The organism is Glycomyces paridis, from assembly GCF_004912155.1.
In the GTDB taxonomy this organism is placed as follows: Bacteria; Actinomycetota; Actinomycetes; order Mycobacteriales; family Micromonosporaceae; genus Glycomyces; species Glycomyces paridis.
In genome coordinates this window covers 1-16798 of record NZ_STGX01000017.1, presented here as the reverse complement: position 1 = coordinate 16798, position 16798 = coordinate 1, and the positions used below count along the sequence as shown (strand labels likewise).

Here is a 16798-nt window from a genome sequence, read left to right as displayed (position 1 = left end):
TTCTCGACCGTCCTGATCTCGTTCGTGCCGTTCTCGACCGTGCTGATCTCGACCGTGCCGGTCTCACGCAATTCGGCGAGGTGTTCGGCGAACGCGGCGTAGGCCTCGGCCTTGGAGGGCTTGCGGGACTCGCTCGCGCCGAAGGTCACGATCGACTGGTCCCAGGCCTCCAGTTCGGACTCGTCGATCGCGGCGGGGTCGAAGCGCTCGCGCAGGAGCGTCGTGAGCTGGTCGGCCGCGGAGGGGCCGAACTCGCCGAGGGCGGCGTGTTCCCAGAGGCTGCGCCAGGCGGCGGCGACCGGGGCGGCGTTGCCGGAGGTGGAGTCGCCGGGTCCTCCAGGCTCGACCGACGTGCTGGAGCCCAGGTCGCCGGGGGCGGAGAGGAGCCGCAGGACCGCGAGGTCGATGAGGGCGGGCTGGTCGAAGCAGCGGCCCACGGCGAGGTTGAACAACTCGGCGCGGATCTCGTCGCGCTCGCGGGCGGATTCGAGCCCGGCCTTGAGGTCGGTGAAGGGGACGGTGCGCTGGGCGGGGACGCCGGGGGCGGTGCGGTCGCGCAGGACCAGCGGGAGGGCGGCGGCAGCGGCGGGCGGGAGCCAGTAGCCGGGCACGTCACCTGTCTCGGGCAGGCGCGCGGGCAGGCCCTGGGCGAGGGCCCGCAGGGTCTTGCGGATCTCCTTGCGCGCCTCGTACTCGTCGAATTCGAGGAGTTGGAAGCGCAGCTCGGTCCAGGCGAGGACGAGTTCGACGCGGTCGGCGACGCCGCCGAGCCTGGAGTCGACGCGGTCGAGGCCGCCCTTGAGGTCGCTCTGCGCGGACTCGAACCGCTGGGCCTGGCGCCGCCGGGCGGCGCGCTCGTACTCCAGTTCCTCGTCGAGGTCGTTGATCGCGGAGGACTGGCCGTACTCGCCTGTCCACATAGGGCTGACACGGGGCATCGGGCCGCTCCTGGGGTCGGGGGGAACGTGAGCGACCATTCTGCCCCGGACGCGCAAGCGGCGGGGTCCCGGAGGGACCCCGCCGCTCGTGAACCGTCGCTAACCGACGTCGCTATCCGGCCTCGCTATCCGGCCTCGCTATCCAACCTTGCGGACCGCGCCGTCGCTGGCCGGGGTCGCCATCGCGGCGTACGCCTGGAGCGCGCGCGAGACCGTGCGGGCGCGGTTCGCGGGCGTGTAGGGCTGCTCGCGCTTCTCCTGGGCCACACGGCGTTCGGCCAGGACCGAGTCCTCGACGCGCAGTTCGAGCCTGCGGGCGGGGATGTCGATCTCGATCACGTCGCCGTCCTCGACCAGGGCGATCAGGCCCTCGCCGGCCGCCTCGGGGCTGACGTGTCCGATGGAGAGGCCGGAGGTGCCGCCCGAGAAGCGGCCGTCGGTGATGAGCGCGCACTTGCGGCCGAGGCCGCGGCCCTTGAGGAACGAGGTCGGGTAGAGCATCTCCTGCATGCCGGGGCCGCCCTTGGGGCCCTCGTAGCGGATGACGACGACCTCGCCCTCCTTCACGGACTTGTCGAGGATGCCCTGCACCGCGTCGTCCTGGGACTCGAAGACGTGCGCCGGGCCGGTGAAGGTCCAGTTCTCCTCGGGCACGCCCGCGGTCTTGACGACGCAGCCGTCCACGGCGAGGTTGCCGAACAGGACCGCGAGGCCGCCGTCCTTGGTGTAGGCGTGCTCGACGGCGCGGATGCAGCCCTCTTCGGCGTCCGTGTCGAGGCTCTTCCAGCGGTTCGAGGTCGAGAACGCCTGCGTGGTGCGCACGTTGCCGGGCGCGGCGTGGAACAGCTCGATCGCCTCCGGGGCCGGGGCCTCGGCGCGGATGTCCCACTTCGCGAGCCACTCGGCGAGCGACGCCGAGTGCACGGAGCCGACCCCCTCGTTGAGCAGGCCGCCGCGGCGCAGCTCGCCCATGATCGCGGGGATGCCTCCGGCGCGGTGGAAGTCCTCCATGTGGAACTTCGGCGAGTTCGGGGCGACCTTCGCCAGGCACGCGACGCGGCGCGAGATCGCGTCGATGTCGGAGACCTGGAAGTCCAGCTCCGCCTCGCGGGCGGCGGCCAGGAGGTGCAGGATCGTGTTCGTGGAGCCGCCCATGGCGACGTCCATCGCCATCGCGTTCTCGAACGCGTCGCGGGTGGCGATGCTGCGCGGCAGGACCGACTCGTCGTCCTGGTCGTAGTAGCGACGGGCCAGGTCCATGACCGTGCGCCCCGCCTCCTCGAACAGGGCCCGGCGGGCCGTGTGCGTGGCGAGGGTCGAGCCGTTGCCCGGCAGGGACAGGCCCATGGCCTCGGTGAGGCAGTTCATCGAGTTCGCGGTGAACATGCCCGAACAGGAACCGCAGGTCGGACACGCGTCGAGCTCCATCTGGCGCAGCTGCGCGTCGGAGACGTCGTCGTTCGCGGCCGCGACCATCGGGTCGACCAGGTCGAGCTTCTGGACGACGATGCCGTCCTTGTCGATCGTCTTGCCGGCCTCCATCGGGCCGCCGGAGACGAAGACGACCGGGATGTTCAGGCGCAGCGCGGCCATGAGCATCCCGGGGGTGATCTTGTCGCAGTTGGAGATGCAGACGAGCGCGTCGGCGCAGTGCGCGTTGACCATGTACTCGACGGAGTCGGCGATGATCTCGCGGCTGGGCAGCGAGTAGAGCATCCCCTCGTGGCCCATCGCGATGCCGTCGTCGACGGCGATCGTGTGGAACTCCTTGGAGACGCCGCCGGCCTCGGCGATCGCCCCGGCGACGATGTCGCCCATGTCCTTGAGGTGCACGTGCCCGGGCACGAACTGGGTGTACGAGTTGGCGATGGCCACGATCGGCTTGCCGAAGTCGGAGTCGGTCATGCCGGTGGCGCGCCACAGCGCGCGGGCGCCGGCCATCTGGCGGCCATGAGTGGAAGTGCGTGAACGTAGCGCTGGCATGGGACAAGTCTGCCACGTCCCGCATGACGGGATGAAGCGCCCGCACCTTAGGATTCCCTAAGTAGGAGCGGGACCGCGGAGAACGTGAAATACCGCAAGTCCTGATATTACCGATATATCACCTTAAGGGACCCCTGGCGCAATAGTACCCGCAGGGTCCGACATGCCATTTATGCGACTAGAACTCGCGAATGACGACGCCGACCATCGCCGCGGCCGGGCACGGGCCGTGGCGGCGGGAGTCGGCGCCGATCGGGTTGTCGCTGAGCAGGAAGTAGTGCCCGGCCGGGACCGGGTCGCCGGAGTCGGGCATCGGCTCGCCCGGCCCGGCGGCGATCCGCTTGAGCCACAAGGCGTCCCGGCTTCCGGTCCGCCGCGTCTCGGCCCAGCCGAGCACCGGGTCCGGCGCCAGGACGACCGCGACCCTCCCGGTCTCGAACCGCCGCGTGCGGCGCGCGAGCACCTCGCCGCCGTCGCGCAGCGCCGGCTCCATCGAATGCCCCTCGACCTTGACCAGCAGCCAGCGCCGCCGCAGCTGCCGCACCGATTCGGCGAGCAGCCCGACGGCGAGGAACAGCGCGAGCGCCGAGAGCCAGCCGGAGGAGTCCACCGCTACGGCAGGTCGTTGATGATGTCGGTGATGGTGCGGCGCCTGCCGGTGTAGAAGGGGACCTCTTCGCGCACGTGGAGCCGGGCGCGGGAGGCGCGCAGCTCGCGCATGAGGTCGACGATGCGGTGGAGTTCCTCGGCCTCGAAGGCGAGGATCCACTCGTAGTCGCCGAGCGCGAAGGCGGGCACGGTGTTGGCGCGCACGTCGGGGTAGTCGCGGGCCATCTGGCCGTGTTCGCGCAGGAGGTCGCGGCGCTCCTCGTCGGGCAGGAGGTACCAGTCGTAGGAGCGCACGAAGGGGTAGACGCTGACGTAGCCGCGGGGTTCCTCGGTGAGGAAGGCCGGGAGGTGGCTGCGGTTGAACTCGGCGGGCCGGTGCAGGGCCATGTTGGACCAGACGGGGGCGAGGTGGCGTCCGAGGGCGGAGCGGCGGAAGTCGGCGTAGGCCTTCTGGAGGTGGTCGGAGGATTCGGCGTGCCACCAGACCATGAGGTCGGCGTCGGCGCGCAGGCCCGTGAGGTCGTAGGTGCCGCGGACGGTGACGCCGAGGTCGGCGCAGTGCTTCTCGAAGAAGTTCTCGGAGTCGCCGGCGAGGTCCTGGCGGATGGAGGGCATGGGCTCCTCGACGCGGAAGACCGACCAGAGGGTGTAGCGGATCGTCTCGTTGAGTTCCTTGATGCGCTGCGCGTTCGGGTTGTTGGACTGGTGCTCGGTCACTGGTGGCCCCTTCGTTCGGGTCTGCGGTCGGTCGGCGTGAGGTCAGGCGTCGAGCAGGTCGGCGATGTCGTCAGCGGCGTGCTGGCCGGAGGCGACGCAGGCGGCGATGCCGACGCCGTCGACGGCGGCGCCGGCGATGGCGATGCCGCGGTGGTCGGCGAGCGCCTCACGGGCGGCGGCGACGCGGGCGAGGTGGCCGGGGGTGTACTGCGGGAGGGCGCCGCCCCAGCGGTCGATGCGCTGGTCGACGGGTTCGGGGAGGCGGTGGCCGAGGTGTTCGCCGAGTTCGCGCAGGGCGGTCTTGGCGAGGGTGGCGTCGTCGTACTGGAGGAGGGCCTCTTCGCCGAGGCGGCCCATCGAGACGCGCACGATCTGGCGGCGGCGTCCGAGGTGGGGCCATTTCTTGGAGGCGAAGGTGGCGGCCTTGACGGTCTTGCCTTCGGAGGCGGGGGTGAGGAACCCGGAGCGCTCGGGGAGGTCGACGTGCTCGAAGGCGAAGGCGGCCAGGGCGACCGAGGCGTAGGCGACGCCGGAGAGGGCGGCGGCGGCCTGGGGTTCGACGGCGCGCAGGAGCTGGGCGGCGGGCGTGGCGGGAACGGCGAGGACGACGGCGTCGGCGGTGATCTTGATCGGGTCGGGGACGGGTCCGGCGATGACCTCCCAGCCGTAGGGGGTCTGGCGCAGTTCGCGGACGGTCATGCCGAGGCGGATCTCGGCGCGGGCGGCGGCGGAGGTGGCGGTGACGAGGCGGTCGAGGCCGCCGTCGATGGTGGCGAAGACGGGCGGGCGCGGGCCGTCGGCGGGGGGCCGTTTGATCTCGTTGACCGCTTCGGTCAGGCGCGAGTGGCGTTCGAGTGCGTCGGCGAGCTGGGGCATGACGGCGCGCACGGAGAGGCGGTCGACGTCGCCGGCGTAGACGCCCGAGAGCATGGGGGCGACGAGGCGGTCGAGGACGTCGTCGCCGAGTCGGGCGCGGACGAGGGCGCCGACGGAGAGGTCCTGGCCGGGTTCGAGGATGGGCAGGCCGTTGTCGGGGCGTTCTTTGGCGTCGGCGATGGCGGCGACGTCGGCGGGGTCGCCGGGGATGCCCATCATGTGCCCGGCGGGGAAGTCGACGAGTCGGCCGCCGAGGCTGAGGGCGGGTTTGAGGGCGGCGGGGTGGACGATGGCGTCGCCGAGGCCGACGGCGCGGGCGAGGCCGATGGCTTCGGGGCGGGCGGCGAGGAGGGATTCGGCGCCGGTCTCGACGGGGCGTCCGGCGAAGTCGACGGTGCAGATCTTGCCGCCCAGGCGCATGGACTGCTCGGCGACGATGATCTCGGCGTCGGGTCCGAGGCGGCCGCGGAGGCGGTGGGCGGCGGCGAGGCCGGTGATGCCCCCGCCGATGACGAGGACGCGGGTGCGGCCGGGGGTGCCCGTGACGCGGGCGGGCGTCATGGGGCTCACGCGTCGGTCCCGCGCGCGGACTGTTCGTGAACCCTGTCGACGACGAGTTTGAGCTTGCCGGGGTCGGAGTCGGGGAGGACGCCGTGGCCGAGGTTGAAGATGTGGGCCTTGGCGGCGCGGCCGGATTCGAGGACGGCGTCCGTGGCGGCGGTGAGCGCGGCGTCGTCGGCGAGGACCAGCGCGGGGTCGAGGTTGCCCTGGAGGGTCTTGTCGGGGAGGCGGGCGGCGGCCTGGGCGAGGGGGGTGCGGAAGTCGACGCCTGAGACCTCGGCGCCGGTCTCGGCCATCGCTTCGAGGAGGTGGCCGGTGCCGACGCCGAAGTGGATGCGGGGCACCGACTCGGCGACGCCGGCGAGGGCGGCGGTGGAGTGCGGGAGGGCGAAGCGGCGGTAGTCGGCCTCGGAGAGGGCTCCGGCCCAGGAGTCGAAGAGCTGCACGGCCCGGGCGCCAGCCTCGACCTGGACGCGCAGGAACTCGCCGCAGATCGCGGCGAGGCGTGAGGCGATGGCGTGCCAGACCTCGGGCGCGGAGTGCATGAGGGCCTTGGTCTTCGCGTGGTCGCGGGAGGGCCCGCCCTCGATGAGGTAGGAGGCGAGGGTGAAGGGGGCCCCGGCGAAGCCGATGAGGGGGGTGTCGCCGAGCTCCTTGGTGAGCAGGCCGATCGCCTCGGTGACGTAGCCGACGTCGCAGGGGTCGAGGTTGCGCAGGCGCTTCGCGTCGGCCTCGGTGCGCAGGGGTTCGGCGACGACGGGGCCGACGCCGGGGACGATCTCGACGTCGACGCCGACGGCGGCGATCGGCACGACGATGTCGGAGAAGAAGATCGCGGCGTCGACGCCGTAGCGGCGCACCGGCTGCATGGTGATCTCGGCGACGAGCTCGGGGGTGCGGCAGGCTTCGAGCATGGTGGTGCCGGCGCGGGCGGTCTTGTACTCGGGGAGTGAGCGCCCGGCCTGGCGCATGAACCAGACGGGGGTGTGCGCGGGGGTTTCGCCGCGGCAGGCCGCGAGGAACGGGGACGTCGTGGGAACGGCTGCTGCTGCGTTTGACACGTTGCCATCCTTCCACGCCGCGGGGGCGGGCCGCCGCAGCGACGAGTGCGATGTGGCCCGCACCGGTGGGGGCGCCGGGAGCGGCGGCGGGGCCGCCCGTGCCGGAATCGGTCGTCCATCATGGAGGATATATAGGTTGATTCAGCCACTATCGGGTGTAAATCGGTCTCCTGTGCGGCGGGGCAGTAGCGCGCGCAGGTTACCTGGCCGTACGGTGAACAGGTGACCGATCCCCAACCCGAACCCGAAGCCGAACTCCTCACCGAGCCGCGCGAAGGGATGCCCCCGCTCATCCAGACGTCCGTGGAGCTGGCCGAGGCGGCCGCGCGCCTTGCGGCCGGGTCCGGGCCGATCGCGGTCGACACCGAGCGCGCCTCCGGCTTCCGGTACTCGGGCCGGGCGTACCTCATCCAGCTGCGCCGGGCGGGCGCCGGCTCGGTCCTGGTCGACCCCATCCCGATCGAGGACCTCGACCCCCTGCGCCGCGTCCTGTCCGGCTCGGAGTGGATCCTCCACGCCGCCAGCCAGGACCTGCCCTGCCTGGAAGAGCTCGACCTGCACCCCTCGAAGCTGTTCGACACCGAGCTGGCCGCGCGCCTGTGCGACTTCGAGAAGGTCGGCCTCGCCTCGATCACCGAGCAGCTCCTCGGGTTCCGGCTGGAGAAGCAGCACTCGGCGGCCGACTGGTCCTCGCGCCCGCTCCCCCACGACTGGCTCGCCTACGCCGCCCTGGACGTCGAACTCCTCATCGAACTGCGCGACGAGCTCGACGCCGAACTGGCCCGCCAGGGCAAGACCGCCTGGGCCGAGGCCGAGTTCGAGCACGTGCGCACCGCCGGGCCGCCCAAGCCCCGCAAGGAGCCGTGGCGCCGCACCAGCGGCATCCACAAGGTGCGCGGCGCCCGCGCGCTCGGCCGCGTCCGCGCCGTCTGGGAGGCCCGCGACGACCTGGCGCGCAAGCTCGACCGCGCGCCCGGGAAGGTCCTGCCGGACGCGGCCATCGTCGAGGCCGCCACCGCCGACCCCACCGACTTCGCCGAGCTCATGGGCCTGCCGGGCTTCCGGCGCCGCGGCGGGCGCACCAACGCGCGCCTGTGGCTGGCGGCCCTGGCCGAGGCCCGCACCGTCCCCGGCGAGGACCTGCCCTCCACGACCCCGCCACAGGACGGCCCGCCCGCGACGCACCGCTGGGCCGACCGCGACCCGGTCGCCGCCGAGCGCCTCGCCGCCGCCCGTGAAGTGGTCGTCGAGGTCGCCGGGAAGCACCGCCTGCCCGCCGAGAACCTCATCGCCCCCGCGCTCGTGCGCGGCCTGGCCTGGGAGCCGCCCAAGCGCGTCACCGAGAGCCACGTGCGCACCGTCCTCGCCGAGGGCGGCGCCCGCGAATGGCAGATCGAGCTGCTCGCCGCGGGCCTGGCCGGAGCGCTCCAGGACTGAGACCGCGCGTCTTCGCGCCCGCCGGGGCCCCGTGCCCCGACGGGCGCTTTCTCATGCCCGCCACCTGCGCGAACGCCGGGCCTGGAGCGCGATCGGCACTAGGCTGGACGGCGCCGCGACATTCAACTTACTTACGGGTAACATTCGTCGTGACGATGCACACTTTCGACGCTGCATACCCAAAGGAGGGGCTGGCGTGAACGACACCATCCGCGATGTCGTCTTCGTCGACGGGGTACGGACCCCGTTCGGCAAGGCGGGGAAACTCTTCGAGGACACCCGCGCCGACGACTTGATCATCCGCTGCATCAGGACGCTGCTGCGCCGCAACCCGGGGCTGCCGCCTGAGCGCGTCGACGAGGTGGCCCTGGCGGCCACCACGCAGATCGGCGACCAGGGCCTCACGCTCGGCCGCACCGCCGCGCTCCTGGCCGGGCTGCCCCGGAGCGTCCCCGGCTACTCCATCGACCGCATGTGCGCGGGCGCGATGACGGCCGTGACCAACGTGTCCGCCGCCATCGCCGCCCGGCAGTACGACATCGCCATCGCCGGGGGCGTCGAGTCGATGTCGAACCACCCCATGGGCGAGGGCGTCGACCCCAATCCGCGCATCGTCGCCGAGCGGCTGGTCGACCCCGAGGCGCTCAACATGGGCAACACGGCCGAGAACCTGCACGACCTGTTCCCGCACATCACCAAGGAGCGCGCCGACGCCTACGCCGTGGGCAGCCAGCAGCGCTACGCCGAGGCCGTCGCGAGGCTGACCGAGGACGTCACCACGATGGCCGCCCGCTCCGACGAGGGCTGGACCGTCGCCTCCGCCGACGAGCTCCCCCGCCCCGGCACGACCCTCGAAGGGCTCGCGAACCTGCGCACGCCCTTCCGCCCGCACGGGCGCGTCACCGCCGGCACCGCCGCGCCGCTCACCGACGGCGCCACCGCGTGCCTGCTGGCCGACGCCGAGACCGCCGCCGAACTGGGGCTGCCGGTCGCCATGAGGATGGTCGGCTTCGCCTTCGCCGGCGTCGACCCCGAGACGATGGGCGTCGGCCCGATCCCGGCCACCGAGAAGGCCCTGGCCCGCGCCGGGCTCACCATCGAGGACATCGGCCTGTTCGAGATCAACGAGGCCTTCGCCGTCCAGGTGCTGGCCTTCCTCGACCACTTCAAGATCGCCGACGACGACCCGCGCGTCAACCCGTGGGGCGGCGCGATCGCCATGGGCCACCCGCTCGCCTCCTCCGGCGTGCGCCTGATGACCCAGCTCGCCCGCGAGTTCGCCGTCCACCCCGAGGTGCGCTACGGCGTCACCACCATGTGCGTCGGCCTCGGCCAGGGCGGCACGGTCATCTGGGAGAACCCGAACTTCAAGGGGGCCAAGTAATGTACGCGACACCGCTCGACCTTCCCGACTTCGCCGAAGAGGTCGTCACCGAGGCCCACGTCCGCTTCCTGGAGCCCCGCGGGCTCGGCGGCCGGGCCGCGCTCATCACCCTCGACAACGGCTACGACCACACCAAGCCCTCCTCGTTCGGGCCCGGCGGGCTCAAGAACCTGTGGCGGGCCCTGGACGAGGTCGACGCCGCCGAGGACGTCAAGCTCGTCGCCGTCACCGGCAAGCCGTTCATCTTCCTGGCCGGCGCCGACATCAAGCTCATGCCGAGCCTGGAGTCGCGCGAGCAGGGGCTCATGCTCGCCCAGGCCGGGCACGCGCTCTACAAGCGGCTCAAGGACTCCGCGGTCCCCACGTTCGCGTTCGTCAACGGCGTGGCCCTCGGCGGCGGCTTCGAGCTGGCCCTGCACTGCCACTACCGCACGGTCAGCACCAGCGCGAACGGCCTGGGCCTGCCCGAGGTCTCCATCGGGCTCATCCCCGGCTGGGGCGGCTCGCAGATCCTGCCGAACCTCATCGGGGTCGAGAAGGCCGCGCAGGTCGTCGTCGGCAACCCGCTGAACCAGAACAAGATGCTCAAGGGCACCGACCTCGTCCCGCTCGGCATCGCCGACGCGCAGTTCGAGGCCGCCGACTTCCTGGAGGAGTCGCTCGACTGGGCCGTCAAGGTCGCCACGGGCGAGATCGCGGTGACCCGGCCCGAGATCGACCGCGAGGCGTGGCCGCTGGTCATCGCCGGGGCTCGCAAGCTCGTGGACGAGAAGGTCCACAACGCCTCCGCCGCGGCCGTGCGCGCGCTCGACCTGCTCGAACTGGCCCGCACGGCCACGTTCGAGGAGGGCTCGCTCGCCGAGGACGAGGCCCTGGCCGACCTGGAGGTCGGCCCGCAGTTCCAGGCGAGCATCTACGCGTTCAACCTCGTCCGCGCCCTCGGCAAGCGCCCCGAGGGCGCCCCGAGCCCGGGGCTGGCCAAGGAGATCGGCAAGGTCGGCGTCGTCGGCGCCGGGCTCATGGCCGGGCAGATCGCGCTCATGTTCGCCCGCCGCCTCGGCGTCCCGGTGGTCATGACCGACCTCGACGCCGAGCGCGCCGAGCGCGGCCTCGCCTACGTGCGGGCCGAGATCGACAAGCTCGAGGCCAAGGGCCGCGCCACGCGGCTCAAGGCCGCGAAGCTGCGCTCGCTCGTGTCGGCCAGCGCCGACAAGTCGGTGTACGCCGACTGCGACCTGGTGATCGAGGCGGTGTTCGAGGAGCTGTCGGTCAAGCAGGCGGTGTTCGCGGAGGTCGAGTCGATCGTCTCGGAGGAGGCGCTGCTGGTCACGAACACCTCGGGGCTGTCGATCACGGCGATGGCCTCGCAGTTGAAGCACCCCGAGCGCCTGGTGGGGATGCACTTCTTCAACCCGGTGGCGGTGATGCCGCTGGTGGAGGTCATCGCGACGGAGTCGACCGATCAGGCGACGCTGGCGACGGCGTACGCGGTGGCGAAGAAGCTGAAGAAGACGGCGGTGGGGTCTGCGGACCGTCCGGCGTTCATCGTGAACCGGCTGCTGGGCCGGATGCTCGCGGAGGTCACCGGTGCGGTGGACGCGGGCACGCCGGTGGAGGTCGCGGACGTGGCGCTGGACGACCTGGGGCTGCCGATGCGGCCGTTCGCGCTGCTGGAGCTCGTGGGGCTCCAGGTGGCGTGGCACCTGTGCCAGCACTTGAACGAGGACCTGGGGCCGCGGTTCCCGGCGTCGGAGAACCTGCGGCGGTTGGCTGAGGCCGATTTCGCGGTGTTCGAGCCGGAGGCGAAGGGCAAGGGTCGTCTGACGGCGGAGGCGAAGGCGGTCGTGAAGCTCGGCGACGCGCCGTCGTCGGCCGAGGAGGTGCGGGCGCGGGTGCTCGGGGGTCTGGCCGAGGAGGTGCGGTTCATGCTCGACGAGGGCGTGGTGCCGTCGGCTCGTCAGGTGGACCTGGCGATGATCATGGGCGCGGGGTTCCCGTTCTGGCTGGGCGGTCTGACGCCGTACCTGGACCGGGAGGGTGTTTCGACCGCGGTGTCGGGAAAGCCCCTGGGTTCTCGGGACTGATCGAGGGAAGGCTCCCACGAGCAGCATTGATCGTGACCGCGGTCACGTTATCTTTGCGACGAGCCCGGCTCGTCCGAAAGGATGAGTCGGGCTCGTCCCGTGTCCCGAGCAGGTCGGACGGCAGCGGGGACGCCTTCGGGCGGGTCCGACGATAGCGGCGGTTCCGGGCAAATGCCGTACCCCTTACCTACCGGCTAGGAACCCCCTCCTGACCTTGGATTATGCGGCCGTCGACCGTTTTGAGCCCGCTATTTCGCTCCCTACGGTTGCCGGGTGCAGATCACCAAGATCATCGAAGGCGTGACCGGTTCGTTCCGGAGCGCCGCCGCCGCGGTCTCCCAGCGGCTGGGCAACTCCCTCGCCGGATTCAAGGACGAGCACCCCAACGGGAAGCGCGCACGCCGCGTCGCGGTCGTGGCCGTGGCCGCCGCCGTGTTCACCGGTTCGGGCGCCACCGCCGCCTGGGCCATCTCCAACGCCGACGAGCCTGCGGCCCCCGCGGCCGCCGCCGCCGAGGCGCCCGCGAAGGAGACCACGGAGGCCGCCCAGGAGGAGGCGACCACCGAGGCCGCCACCGAAGAGGCGACGACCGAGGAGGCCGCCGAGGAGGAGGCGGCTCCCGAGGAGGAGGCCCCCGAGCCCGAGAAGGAGCCCGCCGGCCCCGTCGACATCGACGTCAGCGACATCGACGACGAGCAGGAGGCCAACGCGGTCACGATCATCGAGACCGGCAAGGAGATGGGCTTCGACGAGAACGGCTGGGCCGTCGCCCTCGCCACCGCGATGCAGGAGGCGAAGATGTACAACGCCGCCTCCGAGGCCGTCCCGGAGAGCTTCGAGTACACCGACTCCGACGTCACCTACTCCGACCACGACTCGGTCGGCATCTTCCAGCAGCGCCCGTCGATGGGCTGGGGCTCGGTCGAGGAGCTCATGGACGTGAGCACCTCCGCGAGCAAGTTCTACGGCACCCTCGAGGACGTCGGCGGCTGGCAGGACATGTCGATCGCCTCGGCCGCGCAGGCCGTCCAGGTCTCGGCGTTCCCCGACGCCTACGCCCAGTGGGAGGGCCTGGCCTGGGACATCATCGACGCGTACGAGTCGGCTTCATAGGCTTTACTTCCTCCCGACGGAACGGCCCCGCATCCTGCGATGCGGGGCCGTTCCCATGCCTGAGCGAGCCCGGAACGGGCGATCCGGCCGGCGGAGGACCGGCGGGTGCCCGGCCCGGTCGCCGCGCGCGGGGGTCACCGCGGTCGAGTTCGGACGATCGCCCGGCGAGCTTGCGCCCGACCGGACCGGTGCCGAGTACGGCGATTTTCATGTCGTCCCCTTGAGGAGTCCGGTTGGAGGCGTCCGTTTCGGCAGGACGGCGCGAACCGTACGGTCCGTTTGGCGGAACCCACGAATTTCAGGGCCACATCGGGCCCCGGCGGCCCGGATCGTTGTAGAGGCTCCATAAAACTCGCCCGAATTGTCTGTTTCATGGTTTGACGGCGCTTCGACACTGTCCCTATGAACAACGCCCCTGCGAACGACGCCGCCGCGACCGGCACCGTCATCTCACGGCCCGAGGATTCGGACCGGACCGGCCGCGCCGAGATCACCACGAGGACGGTCCAGATCGTCCTGCTGTGCCTCGGCGGCCTCCTGCTGACCGCCGGCATCATCGTCTTCACCGCCGTCGCCTGGCGCCAGATGGGCGACGGCGGGAGGCTCACCATCCTCGCCGGGGCCACCGGTCTGCTCCTGGCGGTGCCCTTCGCGCTCACCAGGTTCCGGCTGTGGGCCACCGCCGAGACCCTCGCGGCCACCGCGACCCTCGCCCTGTGGTGCTCGGCCCTGGCCGGGTACTACCTGTACCTGCCCTCGGGCACCGGCCTCACCGCGCTCGCCGTGGCCCGCTGGACCGCGCTCGTGATCGCCGCCGCGGTCCTCTACCGCGTCGCCGCCCGCGTCAGCGCCCCCGCCTGGGCCGTCCTGCCCATCGCCGCCACCGGGACCGCGTTCGCCGCCTTCGGCGACGCCGCCGCCGCGGCGATCCACATGGGACTCATCGCGGCGGTGCTCGCGGGCGCGGCCTGGACCGTCCGGGCCGCCCCGACCCGCCACGCCGCCTCCGACCGCTGGTCGGCGCGCGTGCTCCTCACCGCCGGCATCGCCACCGCCCTCCTCGCCGGGCTCCGCGCCGCCTTCGGCCTCGACGCCGCGCTGCTGCCGACCGCGGCCGCGACCGCGTGCCTCCTCGCCGCCGTCGCCGTCCTCGCCACCGCCCACGCCCGCGTCACCGGCGCGAGCCGCACCGCGGTCGCACTGACCGGCACGGCCGCCGCGGCCCTCACCGCCACGGCCTGGATCCTGGCCCTGCGCGCCGAGGACCCGCTCCTGGCCGTCCCCGGCTTCGCGCTCGGCATCGCCGTCGTCGTCGTGCTCGCCTCCTGGACCGACCCCGACGCCGAGCACCCCTGGCTCGCCCCCGCCGTCGCCGCGACGGTCACCGTCACCGCCACCGCGGCTCTCGCCGCCACCGTCACCGGCGCGTACACGCTCACCTGCTTCACCGGCGCCGCCGCACTCGCCATCGCCGTCGCGCGGATCTTCCCGAAGCCGCTGTCGCAGGCCGTCGCTCTGGCGGGCAAGTCCGTCGGCGCGGTCGTCCTCGCCTGCTGCGCCGCACTGACCCTCCCGAGTCTGCCGGTGGCCTACGGCGCCGAACCGAACCCGCTGCTGCGCTGGGAGATCCCCGCGATCGCCCTCGCCTGCGCCGCGGGCGCCGCCGCGGCCCGCAAGGGCCTGCGCGCCGACTGGGCCGCCGTGTCCCTCGCGACGAGCGCCCTCGGCGCCGGGGCGCTCCTCGACCGCCCGTGGGCGCCCACGGCCTCGTTCGCGGCGGTCACCGCCGCCGCCCTGGCGATCGCGCTCGCCTCGCCGAACCGCACCGGGCGCGTCATCGCCTGGATCGCGGCCTGGCCGTGGCTCGCCGCCACCGCCCTCGCCGCCGCCTACGAACCGGCCACCAACGGCTTCACGCCCGCCCCCGCGCTCCTCGCCGCCACGGCCATCACCGCCAGCATCCTCGCCGTCCTCCACCTGCGGACCCGCGACGACGCCTTCACGCGCGCCGTCGCCACGGCCGGAGCGCACGTCTCGGCGGGCGCCTACCTGGCGTTCCTCACCGGCGGGTTCCTCCTCGGCGAACCGACCGCCCACGCGCCCCTGGCGTTCCTCGCCTACGGCGCCGCGTTCGCCGTGGCCGCCCTCGCGGGCGAACGCCGCCGCGTCGGCCACGTCCTCGCCGCCTGCGCCGCCGCCACCGCCTCCCAACTGCTGTTCACCGCCTACAGCGGCACCGAACTCGTCGAGTGGTACACGCTGCCCCCGGCCGCACTCCTCTTCGGCGTCGGCCTGTGGCTGCTGCACCGCAACCCCGAGACCGGCTCCTGGGCGGCCCTCGCCCCCGCGCTCGCCCTCGGCTTCGGACCCTCCCTCGCGCTCGCCTTCGGCCCCGACGGCGACCCGTGGCGCCGTGTCGCCGTCGGCGCCGCCGCTCTCGCCGTCCTGCTCCTGGCCGCGAACCGCCGGTGGCAGGCCCCGCTCGTCCTCGCGACCGTGGTGCTCACGGCGCTGGCGGTCAACGAGATCGCCCTCGTCTGGAGCCTCGTGCCCAAATGGGCGCCCCTGTCGGTGGCCGGCGCCGTCCTCATCGCGGCGGGCGCGACCCTGGAACAGCGCCGCCGCGACCTCGCCCGCCTGAGCCGCAGCCTCAAGGCCATGCGGTAGCCCCCGACCCGTCCCGGGCCCGGCCACGCCCCTTGCGGCCGGGCCCGCGGCGTGCCCGGGATCGGCAGAGGCCGCAGGCTCGACGCCGATGTGCCTGCCCCTGTTGGCAAGGCGCCCGGCGGGCCCGGGAGCGTCCGCCCCGGGGGCGGTCCGTTTAGAGGAATCCTGAAGAATTTCCCCACGGAACCTCCATCCGCGCGTGCCTCCGGTTGTGGAGCACGCACAAAACGTGTCCGAATTGCCCGACCACGGATTTGACAGGCCCGACACACTGTGCACATGACTACGTACAACTGCCCGCGCTGTGGACGCCCGTCCACCGCAGAGCGATGCGGATCGTGCGGCCGCGGACCGGAACCGCTCCTCGCCCGGCTCGGCGAACTCGACGCGGTCCTGACCGCGATGCCCGCCTCGCTCAGCAGCCGCGCCGCCGTCGAGGCCGAGCGCCGCGAGGTCCTGGAGAACCTCACCAGGGTCGCCGCCGGCTACCGCGCCGCCGCTGCGCCGCCCGCCACCCCGCCCGCACCGCCGGTGCCGACCGCCGCGCCCGACCCGACGCCGCAGTCCGGAACGCAGGCCGCACCGCAGCCCGAAGCGGACACTTCGTCCACGACGCAGCTCGGCACGCCCGCCGCGCCGCCCGCCCCGCCGGTCACCGGCCCGCAGACGCCCGCCGCTCAAGCCCCGACCGGGCCCGCTCAGGCTTCCGCGCCCACTGCCCAGGCCCTCGTGGCGCCGGTGCCCGGCCCGCAGGCGCCGAGCGGTCCCGCACCGGCGGCCCGCCCGGCCGCTCCGCACACGCCGCCCGGCGGGGCCCCGCCGCCGTACCCGATGCCGCAGGGCGCGCCGCCCTACGCGGCGGCGCCGCGCGAGAGGGGCGAGGTCGGCTCCAAGACCGTGCAGACCGTACTGCTGAGCCTCGGCGGCCTGCTCGTGGCCGCCGCCATCATCATCTTCACCGCCGTCGCCTGGCGCAACATGGGCAACGGCGGCAGGGCCGCGATCCTCGGCGGCGTGACCGTCCTGCTCCTCGCGGTCCCGTTCGCGTTCAAGCGCTTCCGCCTGTGGGCGACCGCCGAGACCTTCGCCGCGCTCGCCTCGCTCGCGCTCTGGTGCACCACGCTGGCCGGGTACTACCTGTACCGCCCGCCCGGCGCGGACTTCGGGCCGCAGACCGTCGCCGCCTGGACCGCGGGCGTCCTCGCCGTCCTCGCCGTCTACCGCGCCGTCGCCCGCCTCAGCGCCACCAGCTGGGCGCTCCTGCCGCTCGCGGCGGTCGGCGCGTCCTTCGCCGCCGCCAGCTCCATCGGCAAGGCCGTGGTCCTCATGCTCACCATCGCGGCCGCGCTCGGCGCCGCCGCCTGGATC

10 protein-coding genes and 2 pseudogenes are annotated in these 16798 nt (G+C 72.9%); 6 read left to right on the top strand and 6 right to left on the bottom strand.

Translation table 11 applies throughout. The features are described from left to right. The 6 genes and pseudogenes from E9998_RS25525 to hemE all read right to left on the bottom strand — a co-directional run. A pseudogene (locus tag E9998_RS25525) lies at positions 1-938 on the bottom strand (hypothetical protein); the annotation flags it as partial. A 138-nt stretch (positions 939-1076) separates the two neighbouring features. Continuing rightward, positions 1077-2921, bottom strand: a complete 1845-nt coding sequence (gene ilvD, locus E9998_RS20275; protein WP_136531518.1) for a dihydroxy-acid dehydratase — start codon at positions 2919-2921, stop codon at positions 1077-1079. Between the two features lie 178 nt (positions 2922-3099). Further along, a complete protein-coding gene (locus E9998_RS20270) occupies positions 3100-3531 on the bottom strand; it encodes a S24/S26 family peptidase (RefSeq protein ID WP_136531517.1) in 432 nt (143 codons plus the stop codon). A gap of 2 nt (positions 3532-3533) precedes the next feature. After that, a complete protein-coding gene (hemQ, locus tag E9998_RS20265; RefSeq protein WP_240037692.1) occupies positions 3534-4247 on the bottom strand; it encodes a hydrogen peroxide-dependent heme synthase in 714 nt (237 codons plus the stop codon). Between the two features lie 42 nt (positions 4248-4289). Continuing rightward, positions 4290-5684, bottom strand: coding sequence for a protoporphyrinogen oxidase (gene hemG / locus E9998_RS20260; RefSeq protein WP_136531597.1), 1395 nt, complete (start codon positions 5682-5684; stop codon positions 4290-4292). A gap of 5 nt (positions 5685-5689) precedes the next feature. Further along, entirely contained in the window at positions 5690-6745 is a 1056-nt protein-coding gene (gene hemE / locus E9998_RS20255; RefSeq protein WP_204745564.1) for a uroporphyrinogen decarboxylase, read from the bottom strand. A 222-nt stretch (positions 6746-6967) separates the two neighbouring features. On the opposite strand from hemE, the gene E9998_RS20250 reads away from it, so the two are divergent. From E9998_RS20250 to E9998_RS20225, 6 genes and pseudogenes are all read left to right on the top strand, one after another. Then, positions 6968-8182 carry an HRDC domain-containing protein gene (locus E9998_RS20250; protein ID WP_240037691.1) on the top strand — a complete coding sequence of 405 codons (1215 nt, stop codon included), beginning with the start codon at positions 6968-6970 and terminating at the stop codon, positions 8180-8182. Between the two features lie 196 nt (positions 8183-8378). Further along, on the top strand, positions 8379-9566 hold the full coding sequence (locus tag E9998_RS20245; RefSeq protein WP_136531516.1) for a thiolase family protein: 1188 nt from the start codon (positions 8379-8381) through the stop codon (positions 9564-9566). Further along, the gene (locus tag E9998_RS20240; protein ID WP_136531515.1) at positions 9566-11650 is read left to right on the top strand and encodes a 3-hydroxyacyl-CoA dehydrogenase NAD-binding domain-containing protein; all 2085 of its coding nucleotides are present in this window, start codon (positions 9566-9568) and stop codon (positions 11648-11650) included. Before E9998_RS20245 ends, E9998_RS20240 begins: the two co-directional genes overlap by 1 nt. Before the next feature lie 273 nt (positions 11651-11923). Further along, positions 11924-12763 (top strand): hypothetical protein, encoded by an 840-nt coding sequence (locus tag E9998_RS20235; protein WP_136531514.1) that lies wholly within the window; start codon positions 11924-11926, stop codon positions 12761-12763. Between the two features lie 402 nt (positions 12764-13165). After that, positions 13166-15430, top strand: coding sequence for an SCO7613 C-terminal domain-containing membrane protein (locus tag E9998_RS25520; protein WP_158299901.1), 2265 nt, complete (start codon positions 13166-13168; stop codon positions 15428-15430). Positions 15431-15709: 279 nt separating this feature from the next. Further along, positions 15710-16798, top strand: a pseudogene (locus E9998_RS20225) (hypothetical protein); the annotation flags it as partial.